An 18023-nucleotide genomic window follows, 5' to 3' on the forward strand; every position below is an offset into this window, starting at 1 on the left:
GCCAAGCGATGTAGCGTGCAGCTTAATGATCAGCTTCATGCTCGGCGTCGAAGACCTCGCGGACACCCGCTTCGCGATCTCGCCGATCCACGAGGCCGTGCTCAGCCTGCGAGTGTTACGCGAGCCTGGCCTGTACGCGCTGCACCTGCCCTGGCGCAGGTCGGTTCTCGGCAGACTCGACGCGCTCGGTGCCGACCTGTTGATGTCCCTGGTCGGGCCAGACCGCTGCGTTCCGGACTTCCTCACGCCCCGACCGGCGACCTTCGCCGCGACCTTCGAGGACGAACTGGCCGCCGTACGCCGGACACCTCCGGACGTCGTACGCCGCGACGTGCTGGCCCTGTACCCACGTGGCGGGCTACCGGCCGTCGTTCAGGAAGTCACCGCGAGCGAGGATGAGCCGGTGCTCGCACTCCGCGACGCCATCTGCGACCGCCTGCACCGCTATTGGCAAGCAGCGATCAAGCCGACGTGGCCGCAGATGCGACTCGTTCTGGAGGCGGACACGACCTACCGCGCCCGACAACTGGCCGTAGGAGGCGCACGCCTGCTCTTCGCCGACATGCACCCGAATCTGCGCTGGCAGGACGGCGTCCTGCACATCGACAAGATGATCGGCAGGCACCACGTCGCGGCAGCCGGCCGAGGACTGCTGCTGGTGCCATCCATCTTCTCCCACCGGCCCGCCCCGCCAGTCAGCCCGGACGAGCCACCGATGCTGGCGTACCCCTGCCGTGGAGTAGCAACGCTCTGGGCGCCGACACCGACCGCCGACGCGACCGCCGTCACATCGCTCCTCGGCGCGCCCAGAGCGCGACTGCTCCAGCTCCTTGCCGAACCGCTACCGACCGTGGAAATGGCCCGCCGGCTCACCGTCACACCCAGCGCCGTGTCACAACACCTACAGGTCCTCCACGCGACAGGCCTGATCACTCGCGCCCGCGACGGACGGCACGTGCTGTACCGGCGCAGCCCTCTTGGCGACCAGGTGGTCGGCCAGTCGGCGGAGCAGTGATCCCAGTGGACCGAGACGCTGCCCCTCGGTGACTGTCGGTCACCTCCATGGGCGAGGATGCGGTAGTGAGCGGTATACCTCAGAGTCATATTCATACCTCTGAGGCATACCGCTCAACAGCACATCGACATGGCGGGCAGCCAAAGTGGATGGCGAGCGCCTTTCGCTGCGACCCCAGCCCCGTCTTGAGTCAGGACTCACTGATCTAGCGGATGCGCTCCCCTCGGCTCTCGATCCGGTAGTAGTCGAAGGCGACGTCGAGGTCGGTGCCGGTGCCCGCCCGGTTGAAGGCCGCCAGCCCGGCCTTCGTCGGCTCGGCGGTCAACGTCGTGGAGCCGATGTAGCGGTAGACGCTTCCGTCGCTGGAGTAGTAGGCGCGGTAACTGTTTCCGACCTTGGTCAGTCGAAGCCAGATGGCGCCGTCGGCCCCGACGATCCGCTGGGCGTCCGCGCCGGTGATCTCCAGCGTCGATGCCGCGCCGTTCTGTTCGCGCAGGAGGACGATCCGGACCTTGTAGGCGGCGGTCGCGTTGCCCATCTCCCAGGCGAGCTTCACATAGTTGTCGTCGTCGGCGTAGGCGAGCACACCGCCCTGTTCGTTGTTGTTGGCGAGTGGGCGGGAGAAGACGACCCTGGACTCGGCCGTCCAATCGCCGTCGACATCCTGCAGAGCCAGGTTCCGGGCGGTGTTGGTGTTGCCCTGCAGGTCACCCTGCTGCGCGGTGATGACCAGCGATCCGTCGGCCAGACGCCGCCTGCTTTCGTCCGGCCGTACCCACTGCCACTGGGAGCCGAGTTGGGCCGAGCCGAACTCGTCGCTGCCGGTGATCGTGGTGTTCAGGTCCACCGTGTAGACCGACGATGCCGCACCGTTCGTGACGGTGACCCGCGCCTGCCCGGTGGCGCTGGTCGCCTGCTCGACGGCGACCGAGGCAGCGGGGTCGGCGGCGCTGGCGGTGACCGTCGGCACGGTCGTGGTGCCGGCCGGCGCGAGGGCGTTGTAGCGCAGCACCGTCGGCGAGAAGGACGCCAGGCGCTTGCCGTCGACGCGCAGGGCCGTCAGCGTCGTGTCGGGCACCAGGTTGAAGACGTAGTTCTTCACGAGCGGCCCGAAGAAGCTCTCCGTCGTCACCTTGACGACCGCCTGTCCGGGCACGCCGGACGCTTGGGAGAGGATCTCGTAGCGCGCCTTCCGGTCGGCGGTCTTCACCTTCGTGATGGTCGGCGAGGCCCCGGCCGGCACCGGGATGGTGTACGAGTTGTCCGACAGGTTGAAGCCGCCGAACTCCTTCCCGTTCACGACGATCTTCGCCGAGAGCGGCGCGTCGTCGACCGGGATGTCGCGTCCGCTGAACTCCTTCCAGTAGTTCACCGAGGTGTCCCGCCAGTCGGCGGCGTCCGTCTCGTGCACGGCCAGCTTGGCGCGTACCTCGGCGAACCGTCGGGCGTCGATGTCGGGCTGCAGCGCGTCCCAGGTCTCCCGCATCCAGGTCACGTACTGGACGCCCATCTGGTAGCGGTAGACCAGCTCGTCCCAGAAGGTCCGGCCGCTGTCCATCCGATGGCCCCACGGCACATGGTGGAACCACATCAGCAGGTTCTCCGGGACCGAGTCGATGTCCCCGTAGCGCTGCTGGAGTCGGGGGAAGTACTGGGCGGCCAGGTTGCTGCCGGTGGGGGAGCGGTCGAAGCCCAGGCCGACGGTGTCGGCCTGGTTGTAGTAGACCGGGCTCCAGTCGTCGCGCCCTGCCCAGTCGGCCGGGTCGGGGCGGTAGTGCGCGCCCTCGGCGAACTGGTGACCGATGCCCAGCGGGGTCTGGTAGCTGACCAGGGCCTCCCACGAGCCCATCATCATCTTCCGGATGGTGTCGACGACACGCCTGTCGTTGCCCCAGGTCATCCGGATCCAGTCGGTGGCGATCTCGTCCGCGTCGAGCTCCCAGTCCCAGGCCTGCCGGCCGAAGGCGAAGAGGTTCGCCTGGGCGAAGTGGTGCCCGGTCAGGTTGTCGGCGTTGCCGAGGTTGGCGACACCGACGATGGCGGTGTCCGCGTGGTGCTGGGCGCTCCCGTCGACGATGTTGCCGACCAGGCGCTTCTTCAGCAACTTGCCGTTCTTGTCGGTCGCGTACGTGTCGGTCTTGAGGATCTCCTCGTACATCGGGCCGAGGTAGCTCAGCATCCAGTTCTGGCCCGTGTACTCCTGCGTGATCTGGAGTTCCAGGGCCTGGTTGGTGTTCTCCATCCGGCCGAACATCGGGTGGATGGGCTCCCGGGCCTGGAAGTCCAGCGGCCCGTTCTTCGTCTGCAGGAACACGTTGTCCGCGAAGCGTCCCCTGGTGCCGTCCGGCTGGACCTCGTCGTCGATCGGCCCGAACTCCAGGTAGGCCCGCTTGAGGCGATCGTTGTCGACCTCGGCGTTGTAGACGAACGTCCGCCAGTGCACGGTCATCCCGAGCGGCGCGACGGCGGCGCCGATGGCGTTGGCGCCGTCGCCGTGGTCGTACCCGAAGTCCTGTGGCCCGGGCTGACCCTCCGAGTTGGCCTTCACGGTGAAGCCCATGAAGTCCGGGATCGCGGTCTTGATCAGCTGGGCCCTGCGGTTCCACCAACCCCGGAAGTCGGTGCCGTACGGGTCGAGTTGGCTGTTGGTCAACGTGTCCGGCGCGAATCGGCTGTCCGTCGGCGCGGTGTAGCGGATCGACAGACCCAGCTTGATGCCGTACGGACGCAGGGCGTCGGCGAGGGCGGCCTCCTGCGCGATGCGGGCGCTCGTCAGGTACGCGTTGTCGGCGTTGACGTTGTTGATGGTGATGCCGTTGATGCCGAGCGACGCCAACGCGCGTGCCACGACGATGTAGCGGTCGAGGATGACGGGCAGATTCTTACCGGCGCTCGCTCCGGTGGCGGCGAAGTTGAAGATCGCCCCGTTCTCCCCGTTCAACCCGCCCAGTCCGGAGGCGTTGTTGCCGGCGTAGAGGCGCTCGGTCTCCCAGTTGTTCAACAACCGATGCTTGATCTTCGGTGTCTCCGAGATGCGGAGGTGGTCGATGGGCTTCTGCGTCTGCAGCAGCCGCAGGAAGGCGTAGGTCCCGTAGAGCGCGCCGAGGTCGCTGTTGCCGGCGATGACGGTGAACCTGTCCTGGCCGCGGGACACGGAGCGTACGAGGTAACCCTCGTCGCCGACCTGGGCCAGCTCGCGGGTCGAGACGGCGTGGCGCACCAGCGGTGAGCTTGCCGGCGTCCCCACCACGACCGAGCCGTCCGGGATCCTGTCGCCGTTCACCGCCGTTACCGGCGTCGCCTGGCCGAGGAGCCCACCCAGGCCGCGTACCAACTCGTCACGGGCGGCTCCGAGGGTTGTCTCGGCCAGCTTCTCGGTGGAGCCGGGTGCCATGGCGAGGTCTGCCGTGTGCCGGTGGACCTTGTCGGCGTCGGCGTTCTCGACCACGATCGCCGTGGCCGTCCGACGGTAGTCGCGCAGCAGCTTCGCGTCGCTGACCGGCACGTACCGCAGCCACAGGTCTGAGCCGCTGTAGTCGTCCGGCGACTGGGCCGCGGCGACGGGTGTGGTGGCGACCGTCAGGGTGGCCGCGACCATGGTGAGCGCCGTGCCCAGCACGATGAGACTTCGCCGCAGCCGGGGCACCGAACCTCGGTTCATTGCCTTCTCCTCCTTCGTCCGCTCGAGACGTCGATCGACCGTCTCGCGAACGCAGTGACGTAGATGGATGGGCGGGTGCGCCGATCCTGTCCGGCGCCGCCCGGCCCCGGCAACGAGTTGTCGTTTCTTGTCGCGGGCCTCCCGACCTCACGGCAGGGGCGCCGCCGGCTGGGTCGCGGGCCGCTGCCGTACCCATGGGGGGCGGACCCGACCCGGGCTCAGGTTGCGCGCGGCCGTCGAGTGGCGGACCACGAGGCGTACCGGCAGGACCATCGGCCGGCCGGTGTGCCCCGGGGCTCCCTCGATCATCGTGAGCAGGTGCCGGGCCGCGGCCGAGCCCGCCGCGTAGAACGGTGCCGCGACAGTGGTCAGCCCGGGCGTGACGAGGTCGGCGGCGAGGATGTTGTCGAAGCCCACGATGCTGACGTCGCCCGGAACGTCGACGCCCCTGCGGGTGAGGCCACGGATGAGGCCGATCGCCATCTGGTCGTTGAAGGCGAGGACCGCCGTTGCCGGACGAGCGGACAACTCCTCGGCGGCTCGCTCGCCGCCCTCGATGGTCGGGCTGTACGGGCCGATCTGGCGCACCTTGATCTCCAGCTCCATGCCCGCTTCGAGCAGCGACCGCCAGCGGATGCCGTTCGGCCAGGACGCCTCCGGCCCCGCGACGTACGTGATGTGGTCGTGCCCCAGCTCACCGAGGTGCTCGGCGGCCCGCCGGGTCCCACGGGGGTTGTCCGTCACGACGCAGGGCACGTCCGCGATGGCGCGGTTGAGGACCACCACCGGCCGCTGCTTGGCGAACATCCGGATGGCCGAGTCGGACATCCGGCTGCTGGCCAGCACGATGCCGTCGACTGTCGACATCGTGCGTTCGATCGCCGCCCGTTCCACCCGGTCGGACTCCTGGGCGTCGATCAGCACGGTGGTGTATCCGTCGCCGATCGCCGTCTCCTGCGCACCGCGAACGATCTCGGCGTACACCGGGTTGGTGATGTCGGCGATGACCAGCGCGATCATGTGTGTGCGGGCCGTGGTCAGGGCGCGAGCGAGGGGGTTGGTCCGGTAGCCCAGCCGCTCGGCGACCTGCCGGATCCGCTCGGCGGTCTCGGAGTTGACGCGGCTCGGTCGGGAGAAGGCGCGGGACACCGTGGACGGTGAGACGGCGGCTTCGAGCGCGACGTCGTAGATCGTGACCCTCTTGTCGGGCGGCCTGGTGTGGTCGGGCATCTTGATGCTCCTCCCGGCTACGCGCCGTGATCATGGTAAGTCGCCGGTGAGCACCCGGCAATGCCCGCGCAACATTCCGCCGGCTCGGACACATTCGCGCGAGGCAATACATGGCAACCCGTTGCCGTGACGCCGCGCCGGCTGTCTCAATGCTTCACGGACGGCGCAGGTAGGGCGACCCCGCCTGGGCGCAGCGTGGACCTACCTGGCCGGCCCGGGTAGTCGATGAAGGGAACGACTCATGGGTATGACGCGGCGCGGCGCTCTCATGGTCACGGCATCGTCGCTCTTCGCGGGCGCCGTCGGGTGTGGGGCGCCGGACAGCCCCGGCAAGTCCTCGGGCGACACCACGGGCGAGGTGCCGGAGCGGCCCGGTAAGGCCGTCACGCTCAACGTTCTCGACGTTGCCGGCAACCTGCAACTGACACAGGGGATGATCGACGAGTTCGTCTCCAAGAACTCCGGGGTGATCTCCCGGGTGACCTATTCGAAGGCGCCGGCACCCGAGCTGGCCGGCAAGATCAAGGCTCAGCAGGGCGCGGACCGGGTGGACATCGGTCTCGTGCTGACCGGCGTCGACGGTCTGGCCGCGGGGATCGAGCAGGGCCTCTGGATCGACGTGTTGCCGAAGTTCCAGGACCGCCTCAGCGGCATGGGGAACTACCTGCAACCGGCCGCCGCGATGCAGCAACTCGCCGGCAACGCCGGCGTCACGGTCACCTACTACCCGTCCGGTCCGCTGCTCGAATACCTGCCGTCCCGGCTGCCGACGCCGCCGACCAGCGCGGAAGCCCTGCTCGCCTGGGCCAAGGGCAACCCCAAGAAGTTTCAGTACGCCCGGCCGGCCAACTCCGGCCCCGGCCGGACGTTCCTGATGGGCCTGCCCTACATCCTGGGCGACACGAACCCCAAGGATCCGACGGCGGGGTGGGACAAGACGTGGGCCTTCCTCAAGGAGCTGGGCCAGTACGTCGACTACTACCCGTCCGGCACCACCGAGACGATGAAGAACCTCGCCAACGGCACCGCTCACCTGATCGTCAGCACGACCGGCTGGGACATCAACCCCCGAGTGCTGGGCACCGTGCCCAAGGAGGCCAGGATCGCCACGATCGACGGTTTCCACTGGGTCACCGACGCGCACTACGCCGTGCTGCCCAAGGGCATCTCGACCGACACGCAGGCCGCGGTGCTCGCCCTGCTCGCGTTCATGCTCACTCCCGAGCAGCAGGCGAAGGCGTACGACGAGGGCTACTTCTACCCGGGGCCGGCGGTGAAGGACGTCGGGCTGTCGTCGGCGCCACAGAAGAGCCAGGACGCGATCCGGGAGTTCGGCCGTTCCGAGTACGACGCGCTGATCGCCGGAAACCCGACCGAGGTCCCGCTCGACGCGAAGAGCCTCGTGGCGGCGTTCAACCGGTGGGACCGCGAGATCGGCGGCGGGAAGGTCAAGCAGGGATGAGCGCCTTCTCCCAGCTGCGGTTGGACGGTGTGTCCCGTCGGTTCGGCGGCCAGGACGCGCTCACCGAGCTGGACCTGACGATCGAGACGGGCGAGTTCATCGCCCTGCTCGGCCCGTCCGGCTGCGGCAAGTCGACCGCGTTGAACTGCCTGGCGGGGCTCCTGCCGCTGACCCAGGGGAGCATCTGGCAGGACGAGCGCCGGATCGACACGCTGCCACCGGAGCGCCGCGGCTTCGGCATGGTGTTCCAGAGCTACGCCCTCTTCCCCCACCTGACGGTCCGGGCGAACATCGCCTTCGGCCTGCGCATGCGGCGGCTGCCGAAGGAGGAGACGCGTCGGCGTACCGAGGAGGCGGTGCGGCTGGTGCGCCTCGAGGACCACGTCGACAAGCTGCCCGGCCAGCTCTCGGGTGGTCAGCAGCAACGGGTCGCCATCGCCCGCGCCGTCGTGTTCGAGCCGTCGCTCGTGCTGATGGACGAGCCGTTGAGCAACCTCGACGCCAAACTGCGTCTGGAGATGCGTACCGAGATCCGTCGGCTGCACCAGTCGTTGGGGCTCACCACCGTCTACGTCACCCACGACCAGGAGGAGGCGCTCTCCCTGGCCGACCGGCTGGTCGTGCTGCGGGAGGGGCGGGTGCAGCAGATCGGGTCGCCGCGTGAGTTGCACACCCGGCCGGCGAACTGGCACGTCGCCGACTTCATGGGCTACCGCAACCTGTGGCGGGGGCGGGTGGAGCAGGTGGACGGCACCCGGGCCGCGGTCGAGTCGTCCGGCCACCGGCTGCTCGGCGAGGCCATCGGGGACCTCCCCGCCCGGTCGGACGTGATGGTCGCGGTACGCCCCGAGGACATCCGCGTCGACGGCCCCGGCGAGACCCCGAACGCGATGTCGGCGACCATCGAGGTGGTGGAGTATCAGGGCCGCGAGTTGGCGGCCGAGGCGCGTACCGACAGCGGTCAGCTCGTGCACCTGCGTACCGAGCAGCGGGTCGCGCCGGGCGACCAGGTGAAGCTCTCCATGGATCCGCAGCGGCTTCTCGTCTATCCCGCCGGCGCGACGCGGGAGACCGACCGCCTCGTGGACGCCTCGGGGGCGGTGCGGTGAGCGGCTCCGGGCCCGGCAGACCGTTGGCGCACTGGCAGCACCGTCTCGCCGAGCGGGGCATCGATCGTCAGCTCTGGTTGCTGGTGCCAGCCCTGGTCTTCGTCATCGCCCTGTTCCTCTACCCGTTCTTCTACGGTCTGACGCTCTCGTTCCAGCCGACCGACGGCGGGCCGCTGAGCGACTACGCCCGGTTCTTCTCCGACTCCTACGAGCGGGGCACGATCTGGATCACGCTGCGGATCGCGTTGCCCGCCGCGTTGCTGAACGTCCTCGCCGCCGTGCCGATCGCCTACCGGATGCGCGGCCGGTTCCGGGGCAAGCGGCTGGTCACCACACTGCTGGTCGTCCCGATCACGCTCGGCACGGTCCTCACCGCCCAGGGGCTGCTGAACTTCCTCGGCCCGACCGGCTGGTTCAACCGGATCCTGCTCGCGGGGAACCTCGTCGACGAGCCGGTGCGGCTGACCCACAACTACTGGGGCGTGTTCTTCTCACTGGTGATCACCGGTTTCCCGTTCGCGTTCCTGCTGGTGCTCTCCTACCTCTCCGGGATCGACCCGACCCTGGAACGGGCGGCCGCGACGCTGGGAGCGGACTGGCGTCGCCGGTTCACCATGATCACCCTCCCGCTGCTGATGCCGGGCCTGGCCACGACCTTCTGCCTGACGTTCGTGCTGGCGTTCAGCGTGTTCCCGTCGGCCGTCCTGGTCGGCAATCCGGCCGGTGAGACGCGGGTCATCTCGCTCGCCGCCTACCAGGCGGCCTACGAGCAGTACGACTACCCGTACGCGTCGGCGATCGCGATGATCATGGGGTTCGTCGAGCTGGTCATCATCGCGCTGGTCCTGGCCGCGCGCAGCCGTTTCTACACAGGCTCCACCGGAGGCAAGGGCTGATGGCAACGATCACCCGGGCGCGACCATCGCCGCCCCCCGCCACCACCGACCGACGGCCGCGCATCACCGCGCGCCCGGCCGCCTGGGTCGTGTGGGGCGTCGTCATCTTCTTCTTCCTCAACCTGCTGGGCGTCGTGGCGTCCGTGCTGGTCAGCTCGTTCGGCCAGCGCTGGTTCGACACCTGGTTGCCCGACGGCTACACCACCAGTTGGTACGGCCGGGCCTGGGACGAGTTCGCGCTTCTGCAGGTCATCGTCGTGACCCTGGAAGTCTCCGTACTCGTCGTGGGAGTCTCGCTGCTGATCGGTGTGCCGGCGGCCTACGTCCTCGCGCGACGGTCGTTCCCCGGCAAGCGGCTGATCTTCCTCGTGTTCCTGCTGCCCATCCTCATGCCACCGATCACGTACGGCATCCCGCTGGCGACCGTCCTCTACAAGTTCGGCCTGGCGGGGAACATGTCCGGGGTCGTGCTCGCCAATCTCGTACCATCGGTGCCCTTCGTCATTCTCACCATGACCCCCTTCATCGAGCAGATCGACCCGCGGATCGAGAGCGCCGCGCGGATGTGCGGCGCGGGACTGCGGACGGTGTTCCTCCGGGTCCTCACGCCGCTGCTCGTGCCCGGCATCCTCGCATCCGCGATCCTCGTCCTCGTGCGGACCGTCGGCATGTTCGAGCTGACCTTCCTGACCGCGGGACCGGACTCACAGACCCTCGTGGTGGCGCTCTACTACTCGATGTCCGCGTCCGGGATCAGGGCGCAGCAGTCGGTCGACGCGATGGCGGTCATCTACACCTCGATGATGCTCGTCCTGCTCGTCGTCGCACTGCGCTACGTCAACCCGACCCAGCTCGTGGCCCAGGTCAAGGAGGATCCCGAGCACTGAGGCCCGGCGGCGCGCAGGCCCCTGCGGTCAACCGCCGACGGTGTCCCGTGGCGTCGTGCTGGCCCGCCAGTCGACGCCCGGACCGGCGGTGACCTCGTCGAGGATCTCGCCCAGGCGGCCCACGACCGTGACGAGGGTGGGCAGCTTCGCGCGCAGGCCACGGTAGGCCGTGGCGAGGCTCTCATCGACCGTGATCGGCTCGCTGTGGGCCCCCTCGGGGTCGAGCAGGGCGACCGCCTCCTTGAGATCGGAGGCGAGGCCGATCGCGAAGAGCCCGAGCGCGGCCGCACCGAGGGCGGCGTCCTCGGCCTCGCCCGCGACCTGGGCTGGACAATCCAGGACCGCGGCCATCACCTCGCGCCACAACGGCGCACGGAAGGCGCCGCCGGTCAGCCGTACGCCGCTGATCGGCGTCAGCTCGGCCAGACGGTCCCGGACACCGCCGAGTTGCAGGCAGACGCCCTCGACGGCGGCCCGCACCAGGTGGCCACGGGTGTGCTCGCTCCGCAATCCCAGATACGCGCCGGGTGGGCCGGACACACCGGCCGGTGCCCGGTCGGCCAGCAGATACGGCAGCATCACGAGGCCGTCGCTTCCCGGAGGAATCCGCTCGGCGAGGCGCAGGAGCGCGGGTACGAAACGGCCGTCCCCGGACGCCGGGTGCAGGTCGGGGGCGAGGGCGTGTCCGGCCCACCGTACGACGTTGCCGCCGTTGCTGACCGATCCGCCGACCACCCAGGCGTCCTCGGTCAGCGCGGCGCAGAAGAGGGACTCGGCCGGGTCCACGAGGGGAGCGGCGACGACCGTACGCAGCGCCCCGGTAGCCCCGAGCGTCAGGCCACCGACGGTGCTGTCGATCGCGGCGGCGCCCAGGCTGCCCGACGGGCTGTCTCCCGCGCCCACGACGACGGGTGTACCGGACGGCAGGCCGACGGCCCGTCCGGCCGCCGCCGACAACGGCAGCGACGCCGTCGTGGGCAGGACGGGGGGCAGTTGGCTCTCGGACACACCGACGAGGTTGAGCACGGCCGGGCTATAGACCCGACGGTGGACGTCGAACATCCCGGTGCCGGACGCCGAGGACAGCTCGGTCACCAGCCTTCCGGTGAGCCGGTGGAGCACGTAGTCCTTGAGGCCGATCCACCACCGCGTCGTCGTGCAGAGATGGGGCTCGTGGCGGGCGAACCACATGAGCTTGCAGAGCGGGCTCATCGGGTGCACGGGCGTCCCCGTCAACCGGTGCAGCTCCCGGCTCTGGCCGGAAGTCCACAGGTCGCGGGCTGCCTCCGACGACCGTGAGTCCAACGAGGTCAGCAGCGGCGTCGTCGGCGTCAGCGCCGAGTCCAGCCCGATCAGGCCGTACATGGCGGAACTCAGCGCGAGCGCGACCACCTCCGGCCCGGCGGTGTCGGCGACACAGGCGGCGATGGCCTCCAGCGTGGCCGCCACGAGCACATCCGGATCCTGTACCTGCCAGCCGGGCACCGGCTGAAGCATCGGGTACGTCCGCGTCGCGACGTGCCGCACGGTGCCGTCCAGGGCGAAAGCAGCCGCCCGGACAGCCGTGGTGCCCACGTCGACTCCGAGAATGACACGACGCCCTGGCCCCATGCGCACATGGTCAGGCGGCATTCCGCACACCGGCAAGCGGTTGCGCGCAGTTGTCGTCGCGGCCGTCCGGCGTCTCTCGTCACCGTCCGTCCGGCACCCTCAGACCAGGAAACTCTCTCGCATCCGCGCACCCAGATTGATCCCAGCCACGACCCGAGGGCCGGCCGGGTCGTGCACGGCGGTGGTGTTGTTGCGGCGCATCAGCTCACGGACCGCGGGTGGCAGCCGCGGCGGGTCGTCGACGGCCGCGAGGACCTGCCCGGCGCTCGTGATCAGTTGATCGGCCAGAGTGGCGGCGTCGGTGTCCACCCGCACCCGGCCGTACTCCCAGCCGGCGGTGGTGAGATCGAGCACCTCGAACACGCGGGTCAGCAGCGGGTTCGGGTCGGTCACCCGGTCGAGCCGGTGCGCCCGGCTGCCGACCACCGCGACGGCGGCAGCCACCTGCGCGTACGGGTGGAAGCCGGACGGCAACGCGAACAGCGGCCACCGCAGGGCCGGACCGGCCTCCTTCCACAGCGGCCGGTAGTTGCGGCGGTGCACCAGGAGCCGCCGGCCCGTCCGGCGGAGAATCTCCTGCGCCTGGGCCTGCAAGTCCAGGTGGGCCTCATCGGCGACCTGACCCACGACACGGGCCGCCACCACCAGGCCGTCGTCGCTGTCCAGGGTCGCGGTCAGCGTCTGGACCTGCTCGGTGAACCGGATCTGCGCATGGGCGCCGTACCGCTGCTGGACGTCGCGCAGCAGTGCCTGCTGTCGTTCCGGATCGAGCTGGACCCGCCTACCGCCCAGCAACCGCCGGAGCCAGCGCATGTCGCCTCGTTTCAGCAGAGCCGTCGTGGACGGCGGCAATGTTAGTGCGTCAGACCTCCGCCGTGTGCCGACGGGGGGTCCGGCGACCAACGGACCTCGCTGACGGTCACCGGCGGCGCGGAGTGACAAGTCCCGACTCGTACGCCCACACGACCAACTGGGCGCGGTCGCGGCAGTGCAGCTTCATCATCGCGCGGTTCACGTGTGTCTTGGCGGTCAACGGACTGATCACCATGCGCGCGGCGATCTCGTCGTTACTCAGCCCCCTCCCGACCAACTCGACGATCTCCTGCTCGCGCGTGGTCAGCACGTCGCGTCCGGCCGCCGGGTCGGCCGGCGGTGGGCCGGACACGAACTCGCTGATGAGCGTACGCGTGACGGTCGGCGCGAGCAGCGCGTCGCCGCGGGCCACGACGGCGATGGCCTGCAACAGGTCGGCGGGGTCGGCGTCCTTGAGGAGGAACCCGCTGGCGCCCGCGCGGAGAGCGGCGAAGACGTAGGAGTCGAGCCCGTAGTTGGTGAGGATGAGCACGTGGGTCGCGGCGAGGCCGGGATCGGCGGCGATGCGCCTCGTGGCTTCGATGCCGTCGAGCCCCGGCATCTGCACGTCCATGAGCACCACGTCCGGGCGCAGACGTCGCGACAGCTCGACGGCCGAGCTGCCGTCGGTGGCCTCGCCGACGACCTCCAGGTCGTCCTCGGCGTCGAGCAGAGCCCGGAATCCGGCGCGCATCAACGCCTGGTCGTCGGCGAGCAGGACCCGGATCATGCCGGCTCCCCCCTCCGGGCGGAGCCGCCACGATCCGCGGGCGACTGAGCTCGTCGGACCTCGCGCAGGCGATCGGTCATGCCGGGTCGTCCAGCGGGAAGGTGGCTCGTACCGTGAACCCGTGGTCGGCGTGCGCGGCGGCCCGCAACGTGCCGCCCAGTCCGGTCACCCGTTCCCGCATGCCGCGCAGGCCCACACCGGGTGTCATCGGCCGGGCCGGTGACGCCTGACCGTCGTCGGTGACCGAGACGGTGAGCTGGGCCGGGGCGTACTCGACGTGGATGTGCGCGGTGGCCAGGCCCGCGTGGCGGGCCACGTTGGTCAGCGCCTCCTGGACGACGCGATACCCGGCCTCGTCGACCTCGGCGCGCAGGTCCCGGGGCGGACCGCTGACGGTCAGGTGCACCGGCACCCCGGCCGCCCGGGTCCGTTCGGCGAGCTCGTCCACCCGGGCCAGGCCGACGCGGTCTTCGTCGGCGGGGGAGCGCAGGACGTCGAGCGTCGTGCGCAGCTCCCGCATCGCGGCACTGCTGGCCTCCTGGATCGCCAGCAGCGTGGCAGACGGCTCCTCGCCGTGTTTGCGCGCCAGGTGCACGGCGATCCCGGCCTGCACCTTGATCACGGAGATGCTGTGGGTCAGGGAGTCGTGCAGGTCACGGGCGATGCGCAGGCGCTCCTCCCCGGCGCGACGCAACGCCATCTCCTCGCGGGTGCGTTCGGCCTCGAGCGCCCGCTGCTCGACCTGTTCCAGGTAGGCGCGGTGCTGGCGCGCGACCAGCCCGGCGACGTTGGCCGCCAGGAACCAGCCCAGCAGCAGGGCCGTCCGCTCGACGATCAGTTGGCCGGGCTGGTCGGCCGGCGCCACCGAGACGTCCCGGGCCAGGAACCCGCCGAGGAAGACGAGGCTGGCCACGGCGGCGGCCGACCGGTGCCCCCGCCAGGCGGCGACGTAGACCGCGCCGAGGACGGGGAAGGCGGCGGACACCCCGGGGTGAACCCGGACGTGGAGCGCCAGCATGGCGGCGGTCACCACGCTCAGCGCCAGCACCGGGTACCGCCGGCACACCGCCGCGGCCACCACCATGGCGAGGACCAGGGCCACGTCGACCGCCCCGACCTGGGCGGCGTCCGGCGCGATGGCGGCGTTGCCGAGCAGGAGGGCGCCGAGGGTGAGGCCGCTGAGGGCGTACGGCAGGTCGCGACGCATGGTCGAACTGTAGAACGGGCCGTCAGCAGGCAGCATCCACCGGCCGCGGTAGGAGGGCGTACCGCGGACGCGGTATCGGCTGCCGCCCAAGTGCCTGCGGCGGCACGACGTATTCCCGGTTCGTCGAGACCAGCATCGAGCCCATGACATACCGCTTCTTCACCCCCGCGAGAGCGTCGACCGCGACCGGTCTGACCGCGGCGGTCTACCGCCAACTGTCGGACGACTTCCTCGGGCCGCTACCCACCTTCCAGGCGCTCTCGGCCGTACCGGAGGTGCTGGCCGCGACCTGGGCGCTGATGCGGGAGGCACTGCTCGCCGGTGACGCCTCCCGGGTCGACCGCGAACTCGTCGCGGCGGCGGTGTCCCGGGTCAACCGCTGTCAGTTCTGCGTCGACGCCCACGTGCTGCTGCTGCACGCGTTGGGCGAACCGAAGCTGGCCGAGGTCGTCGCCCGGGGCGGGACACCACCCGAACCGAGGCACGCCGAGCTCGTCGGCTGGGCGCAGGCCAGCCGCAGCCCCGTAGCCGCCGACTGGGCCAGCCCGTACCGCCCCGAGGTCACCGGCACACTGCTCGCCTTCCACTTCATCAACCGGATCGTGTCGGCGCTGCTCGATCCCGATCTGCTCCCCGGCGGCCTGCAACGGTCCCCGCTGGTGCGGTTGGTGGGCGGCCGGCTCTACGCCAAGACGGCCCGGGAGTCGAAGGAACCCGGCCGAAGCCTCCCGCTCCTGCCTGCCGGCACGACCGCGCCGCCCGGATGGGCGGGGGACAGCCCGGTCGGCGTCGCGTACGCGTCGTTGCGGGACGTCGCCGCGCAGGGCGGGGAGCTCCTGGGCGAGGTGGCGCGCCAGACCGTCACCGCCACCGTGAGCTGGGAGGACGGGCGGTTCCCCGCCAGGCCCGCGGACTGGGCCGTCGACCTGGTCCGGGACGTGCCCGGCCGGGATCGCGTCGGAACGCGCATCGCGCTGCTGGCGGCGTTCGCACCGAGCGCGGTCAGCGTGGGCGACGTGGCTCTGTGGCGGCTCTCCCATCCGGCCGACGCCGACCTCGTACGGCTGGTCGCCTACGGGGCGATCACGGCCACCGAGCATGTCGCCCGAGCCCTGGCTCCGGCCCACTTCTAGGAGGTCACCATGCGCAAGGCATTCGTCATCATCAGCGTTCTGCTGCTCGTCGCGTTCTCCCTGCAGTTCGTCCTCGCCGCGGTGGGCGCGTTCACGAGGCCCGCGGGCGACGACTCGTACGCCCTGCACAGCGTCAACGGCATGGCGGTCATCCCGGTCCTCACCCTGCTCACGATTCTGTTCGCCGCGCTGGCGAAGGCTCCGGGCCGGCTCATCGGACTGACGGTGCTGCCGGTCGGCCTCGTCGTGGTGCAGGCGCTCACCGCGATGCTCGCCAACGGGTCCACCGACGCCGCCGGCGTCAGCACCCCGCTCGGCCTGACCATCGCCGCGCTGCACGCGGTCAACGGAATCATCGCGGTGCACGTCGTCGTCGGCATCCTCCGGGCGGCACGCGAGCTGGCTCGGCAGGTGCCGGCTGGCGCTGCCCCGCTGAACGTCCGTGAAGGGGAGCCGGTATGACGACGGGCTCGCTGCTCGCGGCCGACCTGGTGATCGCGGTCCTCGCGGCCGGTGGATGGCTGGGCGGCGGTGCGGCGTCGGCCGCCCGGCGCCGCCCGCTCGCACGGGGACTGGCGGCCTTCGCGCTGCTCGCCACGCTGGCCCGCGCGATCACGATCACCGCGCTCGCCCGCGCCGGCTGGTGGTTCGCGGCGGAGAAGGTCCTCATCGCCGCCCCACTGTCGCTCGCGGCGGTGGCCGTCGCCGGGCCGCGGTTGCTGCGGGCCGCCGGTGACATCCGGTCCGTCGCGGTCCCGCTCCTCTTCGCCGGGTACGCCACGAGCGGCGCCCTGCTCGTGACGGTCCTGCACGGCTATCCGGCGTCGGCGGGAGCGGGGCTGCTCACGGTCGCCGGGGTCGTCGCGGCGACGGCGGTCTCGTGGCGTGCCCTCGGTGCGCGTCCGTCCCGGACGGTGTCCCGGGCGACCCTCGTGGTGGCGGTCGCGGCGCTGGTCACCGGAACCGGGCTGACCGTCGCCCCGGACGGCGTGCCCGACGTACCCCATGATCATGGGTATCGGGATGCGCGGACCGTCGGCGAACCCACCAGGCGGTTCACCCTGACGGCCGGGACCGCCACGGTGCGGGTGGGTGGCCGTGACGTCGCGGCGTGGGCGTTCGACGCGCAGGTACCCGGACCGGAGTTGACCGCCACCGTCGGCGACGTCGTGGAGGTGACGCTGCGCAACCGGGATATCGGGCGAGGCGTCACGCTGCACTGGCACGGGTACGACGTGCCGAACAGTCAGGACGGGGTGCCCGGCGTGACGCAGGCGGCGGTGCTGCCCGGACAGGAATTCGTCTACCGGTTCCGCGCCGATCAGGCCGGTACGTACTGGTACCACACGCATTCGGTCTCCGACGTCGGCGTGCGGATGGGCCTCTACGGTGTGCTGGTGGTCCGTCCGGGGCCGATGACCGGCCTCGACGTCACGGTGCCGGTGCACACCCTGGGCGGCCGGCCGCTGCCCGCGCCGAGAACGGAGCGGGTCGAGGCGGGCACCCCCGTGCGGCTACGGCTGATCAACACCGACAGCACGACGCACCGCTACGCCCTGGCCGGGACCGCGTTCCGGGTCGCCGCGATCGACGGCTTCGACCTGCGGGGCCCGACGTCGCTCGTGGACACCGCCGTGCTGATCCCGGCGGGGGGCCGCTACGACCTGGTGTTCAACGCGCCCGCCACGCCGGTGGCGTTGTTCGTGGACGGACGGGTGGTGTATTCGACCGGAGAGGTGTCGACCGCGACGACCACCTGGCCGGTGCTGGACCCGCTCCACTACGGCGTCGCCTCCCCGGCACCGTGGTCCCGGATCGACAGGAAGTTCACCCTCGTTCTCGACCGGGGCCTCGACCTGCACGAACTGCTTCCGCGCTACGCCCACACCGTCAACGGCGCGGCCGACCCGGACATCCCGCCGCAGGTCGTACGCCTCGGTGACATCGTCAGGTTCACGATCGTCAACCGAGCTCAGGTCGTACACCCGTGGCATCTGCACGGCCAGCACGTCCTGGTGCTGTCGCGCGACGGGAAGCCGGCGTCCGGAAGTCCGCTGTGGCTGGACTCGTTCGACGTCCGACCGGGTGAGGTGTGGGAGGTGGCGTTCCGGGCCGACAACCCGGGAATGTGGGCCAACCATTGTCACAATCTGGGGCACGCGGACGCCGGAATGACACTGCACCTGATGGTCTCTTGAGGGTGTGGGAGCGCTCCCGTAACATATCTGTC

At 70.4% G+C, this 18023-nt stretch carries 14 protein-coding genes; 8 read left to right on the forward strand and 6 right to left on the reverse strand.

Features of this window, described 5'->3' with window-relative positions; all coding sequences use genetic code 11:
* Positions 1-25: 25 nt before the first annotated feature.
* A complete protein-coding gene (locus C7C45_RS03960) occupies positions 26-1015 on the forward strand; it encodes an ArsR/SmtB family transcription factor (protein WP_110562256.1) in 990 nt (329 codons plus the stop codon).
* Positions 1016-1220: 205 nt separating this feature from the next.
* Here C7C45_RS03960 and C7C45_RS03965 read toward each other — a convergent pair whose 3' ends face one another.
* A complete protein-coding gene (locus tag C7C45_RS03965) occupies positions 1221-4676 on the reverse strand; it encodes an alpha-glucuronidase family glycosyl hydrolase (protein WP_110562257.1) in 3456 nt (1151 codons plus the stop codon).
* A 147-nt stretch (positions 4677-4823) separates the two neighbouring features.
* Complete coding sequence (locus C7C45_RS03970; RefSeq protein ID WP_110562258.1) at positions 4824-5906, reverse strand: LacI family DNA-binding transcriptional regulator; 1083 nt, start codon at positions 5904-5906, stop codon at positions 4824-4826.
* A 241-nt stretch (positions 5907-6147) separates the two neighbouring features.
* On the opposite strand from C7C45_RS03970, the gene C7C45_RS03975 reads away from it, so the two are divergent.
* The 4 genes from C7C45_RS03975 to C7C45_RS03990 are packed head-to-tail and all read left to right on the forward strand — an operon-like array spanning position 6148 to position 10260.
* Positions 6148-7368 carry an extracellular solute-binding protein gene (locus C7C45_RS03975; protein WP_110562259.1) on the forward strand — a complete coding sequence of 407 codons (1221 nt, stop codon included), beginning with the start codon at positions 6148-6150 and terminating at the stop codon, positions 7366-7368.
* Complete coding sequence (locus C7C45_RS03980; protein WP_110562260.1) at positions 7365-8477, forward strand: ABC transporter ATP-binding protein; 1113 nt, start codon at positions 7365-7367, stop codon at positions 8475-8477. The genes C7C45_RS03975 and C7C45_RS03980 overlap by 4 nt, the downstream gene beginning before the upstream one ends.
* The gene (locus C7C45_RS03985; RefSeq protein ID WP_110562261.1) at positions 8474-9373 is read left to right on the forward strand and encodes an ABC transporter permease; all 900 of its coding nucleotides are present in this window, start codon (positions 8474-8476) and stop codon (positions 9371-9373) included. The genes C7C45_RS03980 and C7C45_RS03985 overlap by 4 nt, the downstream gene beginning before the upstream one ends.
* A complete protein-coding gene (locus C7C45_RS03990) occupies positions 9373-10260 on the forward strand; it encodes an ABC transporter permease (protein ID WP_110562262.1) in 888 nt (295 codons plus the stop codon). The genes C7C45_RS03985 and C7C45_RS03990 overlap by 1 nt, the downstream gene beginning before the upstream one ends.
* 27 nt (positions 10261-10287) lie before the next feature.
* Here the strand turns inward: C7C45_RS03990 and C7C45_RS03995 are convergent, their stop codons facing one another.
* From C7C45_RS03995 to C7C45_RS04010, 4 genes are all read right to left on the reverse strand, one after another.
* A complete protein-coding gene (locus tag C7C45_RS03995) occupies positions 10288-11892 on the reverse strand; it encodes a gluconokinase (protein WP_341866467.1) in 1605 nt (534 codons plus the stop codon).
* A gap of 78 nt (positions 11893-11970) precedes the next feature.
* Positions 11971-12684, reverse strand: coding sequence for a hypothetical protein (locus tag C7C45_RS04000; RefSeq protein WP_110562264.1), 714 nt, complete (start codon positions 12682-12684; stop codon positions 11971-11973).
* A gap of 106 nt (positions 12685-12790) precedes the next feature.
* On the reverse strand, positions 12791-13453 hold the full coding sequence (locus tag C7C45_RS04005) for a response regulator (protein WP_110562265.1): 663 nt from the start codon (positions 13451-13453) through the stop codon (positions 12791-12793).
* A 76-nt stretch (positions 13454-13529) separates the two neighbouring features.
* Entirely contained in the window at positions 13530-14660 is a 1131-nt protein-coding gene (locus C7C45_RS04010; RefSeq protein WP_110562513.1) for a sensor histidine kinase, read from the reverse strand.
* A gap of 143 nt (positions 14661-14803) precedes the next feature.
* Between C7C45_RS04010 and C7C45_RS04015 the strand changes: the two genes are divergently transcribed.
* From C7C45_RS04015 to C7C45_RS04025, 3 genes are read left to right on the forward strand one after another with little or no spacing between them, the layout of a single operon-like run.
* A complete protein-coding gene (locus tag C7C45_RS04015) occupies positions 14804-15793 on the forward strand; it encodes a carboxymuconolactone decarboxylase family protein (RefSeq protein WP_110562266.1) in 990 nt (329 codons plus the stop codon).
* 9 nt (positions 15794-15802) lie between these two features.
* Positions 15803-16255 (forward strand): DUF6220 domain-containing protein, encoded by a 453-nt coding sequence (locus C7C45_RS04020; RefSeq protein ID WP_110562267.1) that lies wholly within the window; start codon positions 15803-15805, stop codon positions 16253-16255.
* Positions 16252-17991 carry a multicopper oxidase family protein gene (locus C7C45_RS04025; protein ID WP_110562268.1) on the forward strand — a complete coding sequence of 580 codons (1740 nt, stop codon included), beginning with the start codon at positions 16252-16254 and terminating at the stop codon, positions 17989-17991. Before C7C45_RS04020 ends, C7C45_RS04025 begins: the two co-directional genes overlap by 4 nt.
* Positions 17992-18023 lie beyond the last annotated feature (32 nt).

The organism is Micromonospora arborensis, assembly GCF_003205615.1.
Classification (GTDB): Bacteria; Actinomycetota; Actinomycetes; order Mycobacteriales; family Micromonosporaceae; genus Micromonospora; species Micromonospora arborensis.